The sequence below is a fragment of the Clostridium sp. NkU-1 genome, assembly GCA_001312405.1.
In genome coordinates, this window is sequence record BBDR01000012.1 from 66,304 (window position 1) to 83,637 (window position 17,334).

At 45.7% G+C, this 17,334-nt stretch carries 16 protein-coding genes and 3 pseudogenes; 4 read left to right on the forward strand and 15 right to left on the reverse strand.

Features of this window, described 5'->3' with window-relative positions; genetic code table 11:
• Positions 1-78: 78 nt before the first annotated feature.
• The 7 genes from JCM10519_RS17130 to JCM10519_RS31225 form a co-directional block, all read right to left on the reverse strand.
• The gene (locus tag JCM10519_RS17130) at positions 79-1,647 is read right to left on the reverse strand and encodes a response regulator (RefSeq protein WP_054740666.1); all 1,569 of its coding nucleotides are present in this window, start codon (positions 1,645-1,647) and stop codon (positions 79-81) included.
• Positions 1,619-3,358 (reverse strand): histidine kinase, encoded by a 1,740-nt coding sequence (locus JCM10519_RS17135; RefSeq protein WP_054740669.1) that lies wholly within the window; start codon positions 3,356-3,358, stop codon positions 1,619-1,621. The genes JCM10519_RS17130 and JCM10519_RS17135 overlap by 29 nt, the downstream gene beginning before the upstream one ends.
• Before the next feature lie 58 nt (positions 3,359-3,416).
• A complete protein-coding gene (locus tag JCM10519_RS17140; RefSeq protein WP_347844577.1) occupies positions 3,417-3,560 on the reverse strand; it encodes a hypothetical protein in 144 nt (47 codons plus the stop codon).
• The gene (locus JCM10519_RS17145) at positions 3,557-3,766 is read right to left on the reverse strand and encodes a hypothetical protein (protein WP_054740673.1); all 210 of its coding nucleotides are present in this window, start codon (positions 3,764-3,766) and stop codon (positions 3,557-3,559) included. The genes JCM10519_RS17140 and JCM10519_RS17145 overlap by 4 nt, the downstream gene beginning before the upstream one ends.
• A gap of 122 nt (positions 3,767-3,888) precedes the next feature.
• A complete protein-coding gene (locus JCM10519_RS31215) occupies positions 3,889-5,526 on the reverse strand; it encodes a hypothetical protein (protein ID WP_347844578.1) in 1,638 nt (545 codons plus the stop codon).
• The gene (locus tag JCM10519_RS31220; protein WP_347844579.1) at positions 5,513-6,283 is read right to left on the reverse strand and encodes a hypothetical protein; all 771 of its coding nucleotides are present in this window, start codon (positions 6,281-6,283) and stop codon (positions 5,513-5,515) included. The genes JCM10519_RS31215 and JCM10519_RS31220 overlap by 14 nt, the downstream gene beginning before the upstream one ends.
• A 131-nt stretch (positions 6,284-6,414) precedes the next feature.
• Positions 6,415-6,594 (reverse strand): hypothetical protein, encoded by a 180-nt coding sequence (locus tag JCM10519_RS31225; RefSeq protein WP_347844580.1) that lies wholly within the window; start codon positions 6,592-6,594, stop codon positions 6,415-6,417.
• A 197-nt stretch (positions 6,595-6,791) separates the two neighbouring features.
• Between JCM10519_RS31225 and JCM10519_RS31230 the strand changes: the two genes are divergently transcribed.
• The 4 genes and pseudogenes from JCM10519_RS31230 (at position 6,792) to sdaAA (ending at position 9,198) form a co-directional block, all read left to right on the forward strand.
• Complete coding sequence (locus JCM10519_RS31230; RefSeq protein ID WP_347844581.1) at positions 6,792-7,154, forward strand: histidinol-phosphatase HisJ family protein; 363 nt, start codon at positions 6,792-6,794, stop codon at positions 7,152-7,154.
• Between the two features lie 473 nt (positions 7,155-7,627).
• Positions 7,628-8,285, forward strand: a pseudogene (gene sdaAB, locus JCM10519_RS17160) (L-serine ammonia-lyase, iron-sulfur-dependent subunit beta).
• A 113-nt stretch (positions 8,286-8,398) separates the two neighbouring features.
• Positions 8,399-8,551, forward strand: coding sequence for a hypothetical protein (locus JCM10519_RS31235; RefSeq protein ID WP_347844582.1), 153 nt, complete (start codon positions 8,399-8,401; stop codon positions 8,549-8,551).
• Positions 8,548-9,198 carry an L-serine ammonia-lyase, iron-sulfur-dependent, subunit alpha gene (gene sdaAA / locus JCM10519_RS17165; protein ID WP_347844583.1) on the forward strand — a complete coding sequence of 217 codons (651 nt, stop codon included), beginning with the start codon at positions 8,548-8,550 and terminating at the stop codon, positions 9,196-9,198. Before JCM10519_RS31235 ends, sdaAA begins: the two co-directional genes overlap by 4 nt.
• Here the strand turns inward: sdaAA and JCM10519_RS31240 are convergent.
• From JCM10519_RS31240 to JCM10519_RS31250, 8 genes and pseudogenes are all read right to left on the reverse strand, one after another.
• Positions 9,193-9,420, reverse strand: coding sequence for a YcxB family protein (locus JCM10519_RS31240; RefSeq protein WP_347844584.1), 228 nt, complete (start codon positions 9,418-9,420; stop codon positions 9,193-9,195). The two genes, sdaAA and JCM10519_RS31240, sit on opposite strands and share 6 nt — an antisense overlap.
• Complete coding sequence (locus JCM10519_RS31245; RefSeq protein WP_347844585.1) at positions 9,410-9,685, reverse strand: hypothetical protein; 276 nt, start codon at positions 9,683-9,685, stop codon at positions 9,410-9,412. Before JCM10519_RS31245 ends, JCM10519_RS31240 begins: the two co-directional genes overlap by 11 nt.
• A 146-nt stretch (positions 9,686-9,831) precedes the next feature.
• A pseudogene (locus JCM10519_RS17175) lies at positions 9,832-11,125 on the reverse strand (TRAP transporter large permease).
• Complete coding sequence (locus JCM10519_RS17180; protein WP_054740675.1) at positions 11,125-11,649, reverse strand: TRAP transporter small permease subunit; 525 nt, start codon at positions 11,647-11,649, stop codon at positions 11,125-11,127. Before JCM10519_RS17180 ends, JCM10519_RS17175 begins: the two are co-directional and overlap by 1 nt.
• 66 nt (positions 11,650-11,715) lie before the next feature.
• Complete coding sequence (locus JCM10519_RS17185) at positions 11,716-12,789, reverse strand: TRAP transporter substrate-binding protein DctP (protein WP_054740677.1); 1,074 nt, start codon at positions 12,787-12,789, stop codon at positions 11,716-11,718.
• Positions 12,790-13,015: 226 nt separating this feature from the next.
• Positions 13,016-14,387, reverse strand: a pseudogene (gene argH / locus JCM10519_RS17190) (argininosuccinate lyase).
• Positions 14,388-14,430: 43 nt separating this feature from the next.
• Positions 14,431-16,356 (reverse strand): YfhO family protein, encoded by a 1,926-nt coding sequence (locus tag JCM10519_RS17195; RefSeq protein ID WP_347844586.1) that lies wholly within the window; start codon positions 16,354-16,356, stop codon positions 14,431-14,433.
• The gene (locus JCM10519_RS31250) at positions 16,340-17,323 is read right to left on the reverse strand and encodes a YfhO family protein (RefSeq protein WP_347844587.1); all 984 of its coding nucleotides are present in this window, start codon (positions 17,321-17,323) and stop codon (positions 16,340-16,342) included. Before JCM10519_RS31250 ends, JCM10519_RS17195 begins: the two co-directional genes overlap by 17 nt.
• Positions 17,324-17,334 lie beyond the last annotated feature (11 nt).

Sequence of the window (17,334 nt, forward strand, 5' to 3'; positions counted from 1 at the left end):
TTTCCTTCTGATACCAGTATACCGAAACTCTTTTTTTAACTCAATTTAATATTTTGACCCAAAAGGTTAGAAATTTTACTACCTTTGCTTAAACTCCTTAACGGTTACTCCCACATGCTTTTTAAAGCAGATGCCAAAGTAATGGGAATCCCGGAATCCCACCTTTTCTGCTATTTCGTATACCTTGAAATCCGTTGTATTAAGAAGGCGGATGCTCTCTTCAATCCTTTTTTTCAGGACATATTCAATCAGGCTCTGACCTGTCTCCTTTTTAAATACCCTGCTTAAGTAGCTTTCATTGGAAAAGACCGCCGAAGCTACAGTTTTAAGAGAAAGCACGGGATCGCAAAAGTTTTCATCGATATATTCCAGGGCCTCGTTTACCACCTTATTTCCCTGCTTTGCTTTCTTGCTGTTATGATAGTTGAGAATCATACGGATGGATTCATCCAAAAACGGACGGCACTCTTCCACCGTTTGTATGGACTGTATGGATTCATACAGACGGTCTTCTCCTATGAGCTGTTCCAGGCTGACCCCATACTTATTAAGGGTACTTCCGGCCTTAGACATTAGATCCATAACCGTAAGCCTTAAATATTCCACTTCTGTTACTCTTGAGTTCCGGACTCCTTCCACATAATCCCCGATTGCAGCAGACACCCTGTCGGAAATTCCATTGGTCAGGGAAAAAAGGAAGTCCCCCCAGTCAAAGGCCAGCTTATCCGGATTTTTTTCCATAATATGCATATATTCTTCGTACGTGATGATCCGGTTATCCCCTAAAAGCACCGATGCGCTTAGGGCATGTTCCGACTCAGCAAAGGACTCTGCAATCCCCCCATAGCCTTCATGGCTTCGGCTGATTCCAATGGTGGAACCAATGCAGTTTTCCCTCAGTCTCTGATGGATCTGCCTCGCAATTTCCCCGCTGTCCTTTAAGCGCCTGGCCGTACAAAACAAGATGATATTTTTCATGTAATGAAGAAAGGATATGGTTCCGTCAATGGGATCCCTGCCAAGGAGTTCCATGGCCCTTTTATGGAGGCTGCCGTCTGCTCCCCCTGACCGTTCCTCTTTTAAGTGGAGATTTAAGCAGCAGCACCCTTCTAGCAGCGCTTCACAGCCATAGGCAAGAAGCTTTTTCTCCGCTTCCTCCTCACTGGTCCGCTTTTCCACCAGCCGCTGAAAGAAGCTTTCCATTAAGATGTCCTGGTCGGCAGAAACACTCTGCTTTAACATCTCCACCTCCTTGCGGCGGGCCTTTTCCTTTAAGATTTTCCCTCTGATCTTAAGTACGATTTCCTTCAGCTCATTCATATCAATGGGTTTTAAAAGAAAATCTTCTACTCCAAGCTTTACCGCACGCCTTGCGTATTCAAATTCCCGGTATCCTGTGATCATAATTACATGAATGCTCTCATCCAAAACGGAAATATGTTCCGCCAGCTCCAGACCATCCATATGGGGCATATTAATATCGGTTAAAACCAACTCCGGTTTTCTGTATTTTATAAATTCCAAGGCTTCCGTACCGGAGGAAGCCTCCCCAATGACTGAAAATCCATGATCTTCCCAAGGAAATCCTCTTTTGATCAGCACCCGTTCCAGTTTTTCATCATCCACAATCAGTACCTTGATCTCCATGTTCCAACCCCTTTGCTTCCATACGCTTTACTCTTACTGCTATTTCTGTCCCATTTCCGATCTCACTGTGGATAAGGACCGGCTGCCTGATTCCATGGTAGAGGGTAATCCGCTGCATCAGGTTATAAAGGCCAAATCCCGACTTACCGGTCACTGTCCTCCCTTCCATGATTTCTTCGATCTTTTCCTCGCTCATGCCTACCCCGTCATCAGACACCAGAAAAATAATTTCATCCTCATCGGAAAAGGTCTTGATGGAAATGGTTCCTTTTCCTTCCCTTGGCTTGATCCCATGGTGGACGGCGTTCTCTACCAAAGGCTGTAAAAGCAGCTTTAATATCCTGCAGTCCTTCACCTCTTCTTCCACGTCCACCTCTACCTTTATTTCATTGTCATAGCGGATATTTAAGATGGTCAAATAGCTTTGTATACAACTTATTTCATCCTTTACCGTAATAAAATCCAATCCGCTGTTTAAGCTGTTCCTGTAAAAACTGCCCAGGGCCTGAGTCATTTTAAAGCAATTATCATAATCCCGCATGAGTGCAAGCGCGGATACCGCATCAAGGGTATTATAAAGGAAATGGGGATTAATCTGAGCCTGAAGCAGATCCAGTTCCACCTTTGCAATGATCTGCTCTTCTTCCTTTACTTTTTGGATCAGGTTTTTAATGGATCTTGCCATATGATTAAATACCCGTTTTAGATTATTGATTTCATTTTTCTGCTGGTCCACCTCCATTTCATCAAACTGGCCCTTTTCCACCAACATCATATGCTTTTCCACCTTTAACAGGGGATGGAAGATAAAACGGGTGAGCATGACCGAACAGACAAAGACAAACGCAACATTCATACACATGATCAGCAGGATAACGGTGGAATAATAGGGCGCCATGGCAGTCATATTATCCAGCTGAAAGGATCCGGCCAGCTTCCAGTTTTCGATGCCAATGTCCTGGGTGATCACCAGCCGGTTCTCACCAGTCCGCTGTCCGGCATTCCCAGGGGCCACAATGTATTCATCTTCATTGCCCAGGATGTAAAAATCACTGTCACTGGAATTGCTGACCCCATTAAAGTAATTGCGTATTGTTTCCTCATTGACCGTAACCAGCAGGATGGCCAGAGGCTTATATGTATTTTCATCCCGGATTTCCCGGATATAGGTAATATAAGGAGTGTCTCCATAAAATTCAATGACCCCCTCGCTGCCTTTCATAAAAAAACCGTTTCCCCTGCGCTCACTTAGATGCCGGTACCACTCGGATTCCAGAATCTTTTCTCCGTATATGCCCTTGGGCGTCTTTTTATAAGAGCTGTACACATTATGATAGGAATCCATAATCAGGACGCTGGAAATATATTCCCCTGACAGGATCATATTCACCAGACTCTGCTTGATGGTTCTCTGGATAGACGGATCAATGGCCCTGTTATCCACATTTCTTAAAGCCTCCTGAACATTTCTATCAAAATAGATCAGGTTTGAGAACTGGGTCACATTATCAAAGATCAGGGATAAATTTCCCTTAAGGGCGCTGACCGTCTGAGTGCCTGCTCCCATAATTTCTCTTTTCGTGTAGGAGCTGTTAATGACAGACAGGACCGAAAAGGTGATTACAAAGGATAATAATACGACCGTTAAATACATAATCAGGATCTTTGTCTTAATCCTCATGTTCTTCCATGCAGCCATCAGACCAGTCATAGCAGCCTCCCATAAATATGATTTTTCACCCTTATTCTAGCGAGTTTGGCATGGGATGTCAAAAGAAAGTTCGGATTGCCTCTATCTGCTCCCTGTTTAAAAACTCAGTCGGGGAATTCTTATCGCAGGTATCCTGATTTTCAATAATCAGGACACTCCCTTCCTCATCCAGGGCATGAGTGTGCCAGACACCTTTCTTCACGTTATAGAGCTGGTTTTTTTTACCATTTTCACACATTCCATCTCTCCTGGCCGTTCTCCATTCCCTCCTGAAATCAGGACGCAGCTGCCTTCCAGCAATACAAATACCTCATCTGTTTCCAGGTGTCTCTGCATGGAATCCAGGTTTTCTGCTCTTACGTCATCGCAAAACTTAAGCACTGCCACTCTCCATGTCTGATAATCCACAAGAGGGTATATCCCTCTTGCGAAATCTTAATGATATCAATCAATTCTCTTTCCATTCTGTCCTCCTAAATAAAGCAAATATTCCTAATCCGTTCCTATACCTGGCGTTAAACACTGACCGCTTATACTGCATTTAAATCAACCGTGATGGTATGAAGCTCCTGATCCGGTAATTTTAATAGTTCTTCTCTTTTAATGTTCCATTCCCCACCAAGGCTTTGGCAGGGAATCCCATTCAATGAAATACCGGTTATTCCATAAGTATCCGGGTCTAAATTCCGGGGATTTTTGTAAATAATCTTTACGTTTTTTCCGGCAAATATTAGAGAAACCGAAGCCTCATGCTGATTGTCAAACTGTTCCTTCAAAAGCTGGGGCTTAAAAACCAGATTCCCATAATACCCTCTGATTCCAAACATCTGAGTGACAACCGTAACCAGATACCAGCTTGCGGCTCCTGTCAGATAGTGATACATTCCTCTTCCCCTGGCATTCACATATTCAGGAATTCCCGGATATATCCTGCTCTTTTCGGAATCGCTGCAATGGTCAAATAAGGATATGAGGGCATGATATCCTTCCTTTGACGCGTTTCGCCTGTACAAGGCATTCCCAAACATGGTGGCCATATGGGAGAATACTGCTCCGTTTTCCTTGTGTCCATAAGCAAAACCAAACATCCTGCCTAAATCCATTTTTACCTCGTGGAAATCCGTATTTAAACGGTATCCTCCGATTTCCTCTCTGTAAAGATAAGCATCGGAAGCCTTCATGATCTCCTTCACCTGCCGGTCCGTTGCAACTCCCGACATGAGGGAAAACACCTGGCTGGTGAGCATCATGCGAACCCCTGCTTCTGTTTCACCCTCCACTTTGTTTCCGGAATTGTCGTAGTATCCGTTGTACCAGCCAAACCCTTCCCTTGAAGTGGTCCATTCCGTTTCCCGTATATGATCGTATATCCAGGAAGCCTTTGTCCGCAAATCCTCCTGAAGTTTCTCTCCTTTTATCATTGCCTTTTTTCCGGAAATGGAGTGGGAGCAGCTTTCGCAATAACGAATCAGCATTTCCTGTTTCTTCCCGATGTCATCATAAACTGTCCTGTCTTCTGCCATAAGCTGCCTCATTTCTTCGGCAACTTCAAATTCTTCCACTCCCTGTTCTTTCAGTTTTTCCAGGAAATCGGCAAGCCCCTTTAAGTTATACCCATACATACAGGTAAAGGCTACGCTCTCCCCTCTCCGGGAAGCTAAGTCCAGGGCATCATTCCAGTCTGCGCCCCTGAGCCTGATGTGGTTATGCTCTCCCACATCGTAAAAGGATGTGAGGTTTTGAACCAGCAGATGTTCCAGGAGGGTTCCTGAATAAACCTGGTCCTTGTCATCCCGCAGCCGTTCCCCGTCTTCTGTCTTCCACTTAAGATCCTTTTCCTCTCCGCGGCAGACCTGCATATCCTTAAAATAGCTGTTGTTTTCCAGCAGGATCCCAAGATCCCCGGTTTGGTGGATGTATAATTCCGTGGTCAAAAAGGGCCATACCCCATGGTCCATCCAGACCCTTGTAATGTTGTTTCTATCTGCAATAAACTCTCCCTGCCCGCTTCCAATGATCGTCGCATTGGTCCCATCCATCCGCACCCCGCCAAAGTTATCAATTAACATCTGGCGGACCCCTGACGAGTCCATCATTAGCAATGCCAGGCAGTCCTGCCATAAGTCTCTCCAGCCCCGTCCGCCTTTTCCATAGTCATGATGGGGCAAAAAAAGAGCAGCCGTAAATTCTCCGCAGCATGGGCTGAAAGCTTACCCACCGCATCCAGCGGTCAAAAATGGAGTTACCTGTGTGAAACCTCACATTGACCTTTTGGTTCCAATATTCTGCTGTTTGTTTCCTGCACCTGTCAAATGCTGTTTCATTAAGAAACTGCTCACAGCTATGTATCAGTTCTTCTTCCGTGTCTCCATATCCCATAGCTACAAGATAAGTTATCTTTTCCTTAGGCCCTATCCGGCATTCCTGGAAACAAAGCCCTCCCAGAGCTTCATAACCGCCTGTCTCAAAATCCAACCCCTGAGGCTTTAAAGGGATTTCATACAAGGCTTTTGGATTTTCAAGATTGCCGCCTTCCCCTGTAAAATCCTCTAAAACCGGGTAATACCCCACAGGATGCTGGGAGTCATTCCCACCGAACACGCCGTAAGCCCGGTGGTTTCTCTTATGGCCCCGTTCATCAAAAGTCATAGTGGGAGTCACAATGACTCCGGAAGACTTCGTCTTAATTCGATGGAGAAGGGAGGTTACATGCCGGTGGTCCCTGATATTATCCGCAGACCGGGCATAGAGAGGAATGGCCGTAACGATCTGAAGACTTTTATATTCTTCCGAGATATTTTCTATCTGGATTTTCATCAGCTCCACCCTCTCCCCGGTGGCCGGAACAAGGCTGCTGATTGACCCTTTGATACCCAGTTGTTTTGAAGTTCTGGTTAGCTTATGATGCATAAAGCCCGCTTCCACAGCCACCTCTTCCTTGTTTTCAGAAAAAAAGCCGGGCCTGCTGCCAGGAAGAACGGCCGGTCAGGGACCACAATACCGCCCCGTCAACCCTGCACCATACATTTCTGGAGGATTTGTCATTATGTAGATTTTCACAGCTGACCGGAGGCATAAAAAAAGGAATTTTGATCCATCTTACTGTCCCCTCCCAGATCAGGAGATACACAGCTCATTACCCCGGACTCATTTGCCAGGGGAAAATACAAATAGCTGGTCAGATCCGGATTTTCCATATAAAAATCGCCCTGATTTCCTATAAACTCATATTTCATCCCAATATCCCATCCTTTCATACCGGTAGTTTTCTTAAAGTATATCCCAGGTGGATGGATTACTGAATTTAATTATTTTGCTGAAAAGGTAATTTTTTTTACTTTATCAAATTTCTTTCGGTAAAACTCCACTCCCCTGCGTTGCTTTTCAGCCTTAGATTGATTATAATGAATTTAATTCTTGAAAGGAGAACCCCATGCTGCCAGATTATCATTTTCACACAAATTTCTCAGGAGATTCCCAAACTCCCATGCGGACCCAGCTGGAACGGGCCATAAGCCTTGGAATGACATCCCTCTGTGTTACGGACCACCATGATTATGACGTGGACTCTGTCATCGATTTTACCCTTCAGACAGACCAGTATTTTGAAGCAATGTCTGCCTTAAGAGAAGAATACAAAGGCCGGATCGACCTTCGCATAGGGATCGAGCTGGGACTTCAGACTCATTTAAAGGAATACTACAGGGAACTGTTATCAGGCTATCCCTTTGATTTCGTCATCGGCTCCACCCATTTTATTAACAGAAAGGATCCTGCTTATCCGGAGTTTTTTTGAAGGAAGAGGAGAACAGAAGGCATATCTTCAGTATTTCCAGGCCACACTGGATAATGTGAAAAATATAGACAACTATGACGTGGCAGCCATATCGACTACATTGTCCGTTATGGCCCAAATAAGGCTCTTTACTACAGCTACGAAGCATACCGGGATATTCTTGATGATATTTTAAGAGAAATTATAGAGCGGGGAAAAGGAATTGAATGCAACACGGCCGGTTTCCGAAAAGGGATCGGACAGCCAAACCCATGTGCTGATGTTTTAAAGCGTTATAAGGAATTAGGCGGGGAGATCATAACCATCGGTTCCGACGCCATATACCGGAAGATTTGGGAGCAGACTTTCAGACAGCCAGAGAACTTCTAAGGCAATGCGGATTTTCTTATTATACGGAATTTCTCGGACGAAATCCGGAATTTAAGCCCCTTTAAACAAATCAGAGAAACAATACCTGGAATTGGAGAATTGCCATGAATGTATTTGATATTATCGGCCCTGTTATGATCGGGCCTTCCAGCTCCCATACGGCTGGTGCTGCCCGTATCGGCAAAACGGCTGCCCTGCTTTAGGTGCTCCTGTGGCAAAGGCAGATATCCTGTTCCACGGATCCTTTGCTAAAACATATAAAGGGCACGGCACAGACAAAGCCATTGTGGGAGGAATCTTAAAGCTGGATCCCTGGGACCCGGGAATCCGCACAAGCCTTGAAACAGCGAAAGAGCAAGGGATATCCGTCACCATCCACAACGGTAACATTGAAAATGCCCATCCAAACACGGCGCTGGTCACCCTTACCTCGGATCAGGCAGCAGCATCTCCGTCCAGGGAGCATCGGTGGGAGGCGGCAACATCGTCATAAACAAGGTAAATGACATGGAGGTTTATTTTACCGGGCAGAATACCACCCTGATCGTCATGCATCAGGATATTCCCGGCATCATCGCCCATGTTACGAACCTGGTGGCCGCGGGCAATGCCAACATCTGCAATTTCCGCTTAAACAGGCAGGAAAAGCGGGGACTTGCCATCATGACCATTGAAATGGATTCTGTTGTTGACCAGTCCCTGGTTTCGCAGATCCAGACCATCCCTCATGTATACAATACGATTTTGTTAAAATTAAACTGATCAGGAGGAACCTATGCAGTTAAAATATAATTCCGTGGAAGAGCTTGTATCAGCTGCTTCATCTTCCAATAAAAAAAATATCGGAAATTGTGCTTAAGCAGCAGGCCGAGGATATGGAAACCCCTGAGGAAGCCGTCTACTCCACCATGGAAAACAGCTTTGAGGTCATGAAAGAGTCTGTCTTAAACGGCATGGATAAGACACTCCGTTCTTCCAGCGGACTTTCCGGAGGGGCTGCTGCCAAATTAAAAAAAGGCGGTGGATGAAGGAAAAAAACCATTACGGCCATCTTCTTGGCAACGCCATTAGCATGGCCCTGGCGGTGACGGAATACAACTCCTGCATGGGACAGATCGTGGCTGCACCTACGGCAGGCTCCTGCGGAGTCATACCGTCAGCACTTATTTCCGTGATGGAAGAATTTGACTTGCCAAAGCATGATATCATCATGTCCCTGTTCACCGCATCGGCCATTGGTATGGTCATTGCCAAATGCGCCAGCATCGCCGGAGCTGAGGGAGGATGCCAGGCAGAGGTTGGATCAGCATCCGCCATGGCAGCGGCGGCTCTTACGGAAATCTTTGGAGGAACGCCCCAGATGGTTTCCGACAGCTGTGCCATTGCCTTAAAAAATACCATGGGCCTGGTCTGCGACCCGGTGGCAGGACTGGTAGAGGTTCCCTGTATCAAGCGCAATGCCATGGGAGTTGCCAATGCCTTTACCGCCTCAGAGCTTGCCTGTGCCGGAATCACAAGCGCCATTCCTGCAGATGAGGTGATCCTGGCTATGAAGCAGGTGGGCGACCTCATGTCTTCCGCCTTAAAGGAAACCTCAGAGGGCGGCCTTGCCGCAACCCCTACCGGCTGCCGCCTGCGCAGGCAGATCTTTGGTTCTGATTCCGGTTCCCTATGAAGCCGTTCTCCTTCCGGCTGTCTTGATCTTTGAGACAACATAGGCATAAAACTCATCTTTTTCTTCTTTTAATACCCTGGTCGTCAGTACAAACCCATGGGTAGAATCGGAAAAAATCAGGATCATATTGGGTTTCCTCGCAATTCTCTTGATTTTTTCCCATCTGATTTCCGAACATTTCTCTCCCATTTTAACATGGATTCCCTGATCATCAAAGCACACCAGGGTGTCCTGACTGATGGCTGCCGCCTGCTTCCACGCCTTCCAGTAAACTAAAACAGGCTGAATCAAAGGGAACAGGCAAAAGGCCAGTATGATACAGATTTTGAAAAAAAAGGCCGTTTGAATTCCATCTGACGGTCCCAAGCACAAAAACCGCGGTGGTGAAAATGATATTGCAAACTCCTACCAGAGAGCCATAAATATAATACATGGATAACTGCCAGATATCCGCCGCTGTGTTCCGATATGTATATTCGAACTTCATTGCGTTCCTCCCTTTCATCATGAAAGCATACCCCAAGGGTATTTCTTTAAAAAAATAGAATCAGGCATTAATCGAAAGAAATGCCTGATTCCATAACCTGTTTATTGGATCAAATTACCGTTGCCCACAGGATAGGCGCAGGATCGTTATTTCATTAACAAAGACGGCAGCCCCAGGCTGATAGCAGGTATAAAGGTGATCAGCAGGAGCGTGATAATCATACAAAGATAAAAAGGAAGCGTCGCCTTAACCACCTTTTCCATCGGAAGTTTGGCTACAGCAGAACCTATAAATAACACGGCGCCTACGGGAGGAGTCAGAAGTCCGATACCGCAGTTCAACACCACAATAATACCGAACTGGACCGGATCAATGCCGATAGAGGTTGCGATAGGCAGTAAAATAGGTGTTGCAATGAGGATAATCGGAGACATATCCATAATACACCCCAATACCAGAAGGATCAGATTCAAAAGCAATGCCAGCAGAATCGGATTGTCGGTTATTCCGGTAATAGCACTTGCAGCCAGATCCGGAACATGCAGGGTGGTCAGGCAATATCCAAATACATTAGAGGTTGCGATCAGGATAAGCACAATGGCAAGGGTATTGACGCAATCCTCCATAACCTTCCATACACCCTTCCAGTCCAGGCCTTTGTAAATGAACACGCTGACGAGCAGGCTGTAGATAACTGCAATGGCTGCAGATTCTGTTGCCGTAAACACGCCGCCTACCACACCAAACACAACGATCAGTACGGCTGCCAGGGCCCAGAAGGAAACTCCAAGCTGTTTCACAAGATTCTTAATGCTGAATTTATCTCCCTTGGGATAGTTTCTCTTGACTGAGATAATATAAGAACCGATCATGAGAGACAGTGCAAGAAGCGCTCCTGGAATATAACCTGCCAGGAACAGGCTTCCAACAGAGATTCCCCCTGCCGTAGTTGCATAAATGACCATGTTATGGCTGGGCGGCACCAGAAGCCCCTCACAGGAGGAGGTAATGGTTACTGCCGTTGAAAAATCATCATCATAGCCCTGTTCCACCATCATAGGGATCAGAATGGATCCTAAAGAAGCCGTATCAGCAGCGGCGGAACCGGAAATTCCTCCAAAGAAATACGAAGCAACAATATTAACCATAGCCATTCCGCCCCGCATCCAGCCGACACAGGCATTAGCTAAAGCAATAAGCTTTTCCGAAATACCTCCGGAGCCCATTAATACTCCCATGGTAATAAAGAACGGTACTGCCATCAGGCTGAAGGAGCTGATTCCCTTTACCATCTGCTGGCAGATAATGGTGAAAGATTTGCCTTGGGAAAGTAGGCAGAATACTGCAGAAAGAGCTACTGCATAAGCAATGGGAAAACGAAGCAGAACCATCAGAAAAAAAGCTTCCCAGTAAGATCAGGATTACCATATTGCTACTCATCACAGATTCCCCTCCTTTACATAAAGACTTTTTATGTGGTTATACAAAGCCTCTGTTTCAAAAATAATCATAGCCGCACCTGCCAGAGGAACCGGAAAATACATCCAGAATCTGGAGAGCCATGGCATGCTGGTATAAAATCCCTTGGCTCCAATACCAGAAGCATATTTCCAGCCTACCGTCAGCATGATGACCGCCAGAGCAAAAATAGCCAAATCCGCCAGGATATCCAGCCCTTTTATCAGATTCTTCGGCAGATAAGCGTCAAAAGCTGTCATACGGATATGGGAGCCCTTTCGGATAGCAAGAGCTGCGGAAAGAACGGCCATATAGCACATAAAGGTCAGAACAATCTCCTCGCTCCATGCAGGATCAGGTATAAATGAAATATATCGGCCCGCAACCGACATACTGGTTATCAGAACATCGCCGATCAAAAGCAGCTTACAGACTAACAGAACAAATTTATAGGTTATGTCATAAGCCGGCTTTATTTTATCAATCGTTTTAAATATTTCTGGCATAAAGATCCCCTTTCTAATGATCAGGCACAGAAGTCCAAGGATTCTGTGCCCTTCTTTTAAAGTTGATTATTTCATATCAAGGATCTGCTGATAAAGGTCTGCGTTCTCCTTTGTGTTTTCAGAAATAACATCCTTGCATGCTTCCTGCCATGGTGCGATGTCGGTAACCTCTACCACATTGACTCCTGCTGCCTTCAGCTCATCCAATACCTCATTTTCTGCATCCTGGGAAAGCTTTTTATTAAAGTCTGATGCGTATTTGGCTGCCTCGGTCATAGCCTTCTGCTGGTTCTCAGTCAGCTTATCCCATGCATCATCAGTGATAATAACCTGAATGGCCCCCAGAGTATGTCCATCCAGAATCAGATTTGGAGCAACTTCCTGGAATGCATTGCCTTTATAGTTTGCGATGGGCTGCTCCGCAGCATCCACAACACCGGTCTGAAGAGCTGAATAAAGCTCATTCATGCTGACTACAGTCGGGTTTGCACCCAAAGCGCTTACCATGCCCGTCATGACCGGATCACTGGAAACGCGGATCTTCATTCCCTTTAAATCTTCCATGCCGTTTACCGGATTCTTTGAGAAGAAATGGCGGAAGCCCTCCTCTCCATAGAAAAGGCCCCTTACCCCCAATTCCAGATCATTAGGTTCCATTAAGAATTCCGGAGCCAGATCACTGTCTACGAATTTCCAGAAATGGTCCCGGCCTGTGAAGGTATAAGGAACGGACAGAAGCTTGGATTTGGTCGCACCGTAGCTGGTCAGCGCAAATGCAGAGATCCGGGACATATCGATGGTACCGCCGCCCCCAAGCATGGTATCAAGAACGTCATTTTCCGCGCCCAGAACACCGCTTGCCTGAAGATCGATCTTAATGGATCCGCCGGACAGTTCTTCCACTTTATCCTTAAATGCCTGGTCGGTCTTTCCTACGATCGTATCCAGGGGATTAACCTCGGCATACACCAATGTGACCTGGGGATCTGCAGAAGCCGCCTCCTTGGATTCCTCCCCTTTTTGGGTTTCTCCAACAGCTGCCCCTGTAGTGGAAGTATCTTTAGCCGAACCACTACATGCCGCCAGAGTTACAGCTGCCATCGCAGCCAACATTAAAATACCTAAACCTCTTCTTTTCATGTATAAACCCTCCTTTTTTTTCATCCTATCATAAGCAGACATTGGGTGCTATCGTAAATTTTTAAGAATCATAGCATTATTTTAACATCTTTTTAACGGAAACAGTGCGTATCTTTACGAAATATTAACACTCTCCCATATTTATTGGTATATAAAAAGAGAAGCACTGCCCGCGACTGTCCTTCAGCCATGGTGCAATGCTCCTCTTCCGGCAATTTTCCGTATTTTATTCTTCAAGCCTTTTCTTATAAATCTCTATGACCTTTTTCATTGCTTCCTGGCCTGGTGCTCCGATTGTCATCCTCTTTTCCACACAGGTCTTTAAGCTGATGGCCTCATAAATATCTTTCTCAAACACCGGACTGATGGCCTTATACTCTTCCAGGCTCATATCATCAAGGGCAATTCCCTTTCCAATACAGAAAAGCACAAGCTGTCCCACGATTCCATGGGCATCCCGAAAAGCCACCCCATGATTTACCAGATAATCAGCCGCATCTGTTGCATTGGTAAAGCCATTTTTTTGCGCTGGCCTCCATCACATCCTTTCGGAAGGTCATGGTGGAAATCATTCCTGTAAACAGGGCAAGGCAGCCTTTTACCGTGTCAATGGCGTCAAAGGCAAGCTCCTTATCCTCCTGCATATCCTTATTATAAGCAAGGGGAATTCCCTTCATGGTGGTCAAAAGCGACACCAGGGCGCCGTAAACCCTGCCGGTCTTTCCCCTGATCAGTTCCGCAATGTCCGGGTTCTTCTTCTGAGGCATGATGCTGCTTCCGGTGCTGTAGGAATCATCAATTTCCACAAAACGGTATTCATTGGTATTCCAGATGATGATCTCTTCGCAGAATCTGCTTAAATGCATGGCAATGGTGGATAAAGCGCTTAAAAGCTCGATTAAGTAATCCCTGTCAGCCACGGAATCCATGCTGTTAAGAGTCGGTCCTGCAAAGCCTAAAAGCTCTGCCGTATATTCTGTCCAGGGGATAAGTAGTTCCGGCCAGGGCGCCGGACCCAAGGGGACAGTAGTTCATCCTTTTTTTGATGTCATAAAGGCGGGAACGGTCCCTGTCAAACATTTCAAAATAAGCACCTAAGTGGTGAGCCAGGGTGATTGGCTGAGCTTTCTGCAAATGGGTAAATCCAGGCATATAGGTGTCAAGATTTTCTTCCATGAGCTTTAAAAGCTCCGAAAGAAGCCCTTCCACCAGAACAGAAAGTTCATCGATCTCATCCCTTGTATACAGCTTCATATCAAGAGCCACCTGGTCATTACGGCTCCGTCCGGTGTGAAGGCGCTTTCCTGCCTCCCCGATCCGTTCCGTTAAAACTGCTTCCACGAAAGAATGAATGTCTTCATGCTCTCCCGTTATTGCCAGGCTCCACTTTCTATATCCTCCCGGATCTCCATAAGGCCCTTTACGATCTTATCCCTGTCTTCCTCTGTAAGAAGCCCTTGTTTCGCAAGCATCTTCACATGAGCAATGCTGCCCTCAATATCCTGATGATAGAATTTTTGGTCAAATGATATGGATGCATTAAAATTGTGAACCAGCTGATTGGTTTCTTTTGTGAAGCGTCCGCCCCATAGTTTCATAATTGAAATCTCCTCTTTCCTTTATTCTCGTGAAGGCAAATTTTTAACCTGTGGAATGAACCCTCATGGGTCTGTGCTTTTTTCCTTTTCCTGCGGATACACCTGCAAGTATCAGCAGAAAGACCACGCTTCCAGCTGTAATGATGCCGCCTGTTTTAAGTCCCTGAGGCATATATTCCAGAGAAATATCATGGGTACCGGCAATCACATGGACGCTTAAAAACGTATCAAATATTTTATAAGGCTCCACTATTTTTCCATCGACCCTGACGGTCCAGCCCTTGTCATAGGGAATGCTTAAAAACAGCAGCCCGGCCTTATCGGCCGTAACCGTTCCCTGTATCTGTGTATCCGTCCATTTTGTAAGTTCCATGGAATTCCTGTTTAAAATGTTATACACAGACTCAAGGCCTTCAGGCAGAAAGCGGTAAGCGGCCGCTACCAGATCCTGATCATTGTCATCGTTGCGCAGGGTGATCTCTTCCCCTGATTTTAAATAGCCCAGTTCCAGCAGGTAGCCGCGGCTCACATTATCAAAGCTTTTGGTCTTTTCTCCCAACTGAGCGTTTACCTTTTCCACCTTTTTATTGCTGACAAACACATAATAGTCTCCATCAGCCTCCGGTGTAAAGCTAAAGCTGGTTCCGGTGATTTCGCTTGGAACCTCAGAAAGCACAGGGCTGGCACCTAATACCACGGAAAGATCATTCTGAACCTCCGCCGGATTTGTCAGTTCCAGCTGCCAGTTATTCTCAAGGTCATAAGGCATCATAAATCCAAGAGACAAGGCATAGGTGTTTTCACGGAGATACATCTCATCCTTTGAAGAAACCGGCACAGATATGCCGTCATCCTCTATTTCCTCAGAGTACAGCCCGTATTTGACCGCAAAAAGGGAATCTACCAGAGGCGTGCTTCCTGTAATGCTGTAAGCATTGGTGGAGCTTTCACAGCCCAGCTTTTTAAAGAAAGCCGTAAGGTCTGAATTGGCTGTGGAAGAAAAGAGAGAGACCGTTGGGAAGTTCATCCAGGCTCCGTCATTCTTGGTTTTGCGGGTGACCTTTTCGATCCTGTAAAAAGAGGTCCCCGGCATCAGGCTGTCTGCCAGTTCAGAAGACGCATTATTATCCTTCACATAACTGGTCCTGCTGGTCGTCGTCACACTGGTGACTGTGGTATTAACCGCGGCTTCCAGGGAAATCACGCCAAGGGTCAGAAGCACCAGCACATTCCGGCTGATCCCTTTCTGGTAAAGGTTTATAAGGCCGGCATAAATGGAAAGGAACAAAATAGCCACGTAAAATACGGAAAAATGGTAAGCCTCATCCGTTATAAGCTTCTGCGCCATCAAAACAAAGATCACCGAAGCAAAAAAAGCCATTACTACATGCTTCCATGGAATTTCGTGCAAGTGGATATAAGCCTGATAGCAGGTAAACAGCATGAGGAAAATATAAATAAAGGACTGTCTGCATGGCAGGCTGTTGGGATAATGAAATCCATGCCAGATAAAATTCAGTGTATTAACGGAAAAGCTGGCAAAGAAAAAGAGCAGCAGGGAGCACATAACAATCTTTTCCTTCTGCCTGATCTGCCTGCAGCCCAGGTAAAGAAGGAAAAACATGAGGACTGCCACACCACAGTATATATTAGGCCAGTGATCCAGTCCGATTTCCGGCTCCACCGCCGGAAGATGTCTGGCAATCATGTCAAATATGGAAAAGTAGGAACTGATTGTCTGGGGAAAATTAAAATCTCCAGAAGCAGTTGACTGCAGCGCGTAAATCTCCGGAAGCAGAACTACTGCTGAAAGACCTCCTGCCAGCAGGGAAAACAGGGCAAACAGCCCCCCGCGGATGAGGATTTCCTTCCAGGATTTTAAACCTTCTAATATAAGAAGAGCAATAAAATAAAATACCATAAAAATACATATCATAATCGATATGTAATAATTAGATAAAATCGACAATCCCAGTGTTAAACAATATAAAAAAACACTTCTTTTCTTTTACCAGCCTCTCAAGGCCCAGCATAATAAGCGGGAAGAGAAGAATGCAATCCAGCCACATGATATTCCAGCTGTAAGCCGCCATATATCCGGACAAAGCATAGAAAATGCCAAAGAAAGCGACTCCAAAATCCATGGTCCTGTTATGCCTGCGCAGATACCAGGAAAAGGAAAGACCGCTTAACCCGATCTTAAATACGATCATATAGGTCATAAACTCTATGACATAATTCTTCGGACAAAGTACCAGCAGCCAGTTTAAAGGACTTGCCAGATAATAGGCATAAAGAGCTGCAAAATTCACGCCCATGCCGATGTCCCAGCTGTACAGAAGGCTTCCTCCATGGGTCAGCTTATAGCGGAACTCAGAAAAGAAGGGAGCATACTGGTGATACATATCAGTCCTTAAAAAGCTTTCTTCGCCAAAAGGAAAAATTCCCCGCTGGGCAAATATGATGATCATGATCACCATCGGCACAAAAAATGCTGCTAAAAGTCCATCGGAAGGCCTTACCAGACTGACCGCTTTCCCTTCTTTCTTACCGGATGCCCTTTCTTTAAAGCTTTCCAACTGCCCTATTTCCAATTCTTCCTCATCTTCATCGTCTTCTGGTTCCTCGGAGATGTCCAGGAAATTCTGATCAGGAACAGTCTCTTTCTCCTGTTCTAAGTCCTCTCCATAATCCATATCCCCGTCAAACAGCTCCTCCAACCCGTCAACCGGAATATCAAGGTGTATACCTGGTGCTGAAGCCAGATCAAATTCCTGCTCCGCTCTCTCCCCCTGAGGATCGAAAGCCACCCTTTCCTCTTCATTTCCTTCTTTCAAGTCTTTTTCCCCTGTTGTATTTTCTTTTTCACCTGATGTCATTTGCAGTATATCCTCTAGTTCTTTCGATATCTTTTCAATCTCGTCATCGTGTTCCATTTCATATACCT

What these genes read in the sequence shown, in the direction of transcription:
- JCM10519_RS31235 (WP_347844582.1), top strand. Translation starts at nt 8,399, where the DNA reads ATGGAAACCCCTGAGGAAGCCGTCTACTCCACCATGGAAAACAGCTTT.
- JCM10519_RS17130 (WP_054740666.1), bottom strand. Translation starts at nt 1,647, where the DNA reads ATGGAGATCAAGGTACTGATTGTGGATGATGAAAAACTGGAACGGGTG.
- JCM10519_RS31230 (WP_347844581.1), top strand. Translation starts at nt 6,792, where the DNA reads ATGCTGCCAGATTATCATTTTCACACAAATTTCTCAGGAGATTCCCAA.
- JCM10519_RS31225 (WP_347844580.1), bottom strand. Translation starts at nt 6,594, where the DNA reads ATGAAATATGAGTTTATAGGAAATCAGGGCGATTTTTATATGGAAAAT.
- JCM10519_RS17180 (WP_054740675.1), bottom strand. Translation starts at nt 11,649, where the DNA reads ATGCCAGAAATATTTAAAACGATTGATAAAATAAAGCCGGCTTATGAC.
- JCM10519_RS17185 (WP_054740677.1), bottom strand. Translation starts at nt 12,789, where the DNA reads ATGAAAAGAAGAGGTTTAGGTATTTTAATGTTGGCTGCGATGGCAGCT.
- JCM10519_RS31250 (WP_347844587.1), bottom strand. Translation starts at nt 17,323, where the DNA reads ATGGAACACGATGACGAGATTGAAAAGATATCGAAAGAACTAGAGGAT.
- JCM10519_RS17135 (WP_054740669.1), bottom strand. Translation starts at nt 3,358, where the DNA reads ATGACTGGTCTGATGGCTGCATGGAAGAACATGAGGATTAAGACAAAG.
- sdaAA (WP_347844583.1), top strand. Translation starts at nt 8,548, where the DNA reads ATGAAGGAAAAAAACCATTACGGCCATCTTCTTGGCAACGCCATTAGC.
- JCM10519_RS31245 (WP_347844585.1), bottom strand. Translation starts at nt 9,685, where the DNA reads ATGAAGTTCGAATATACATATCGGAACACAGCGGCGGATATCTGGCAG.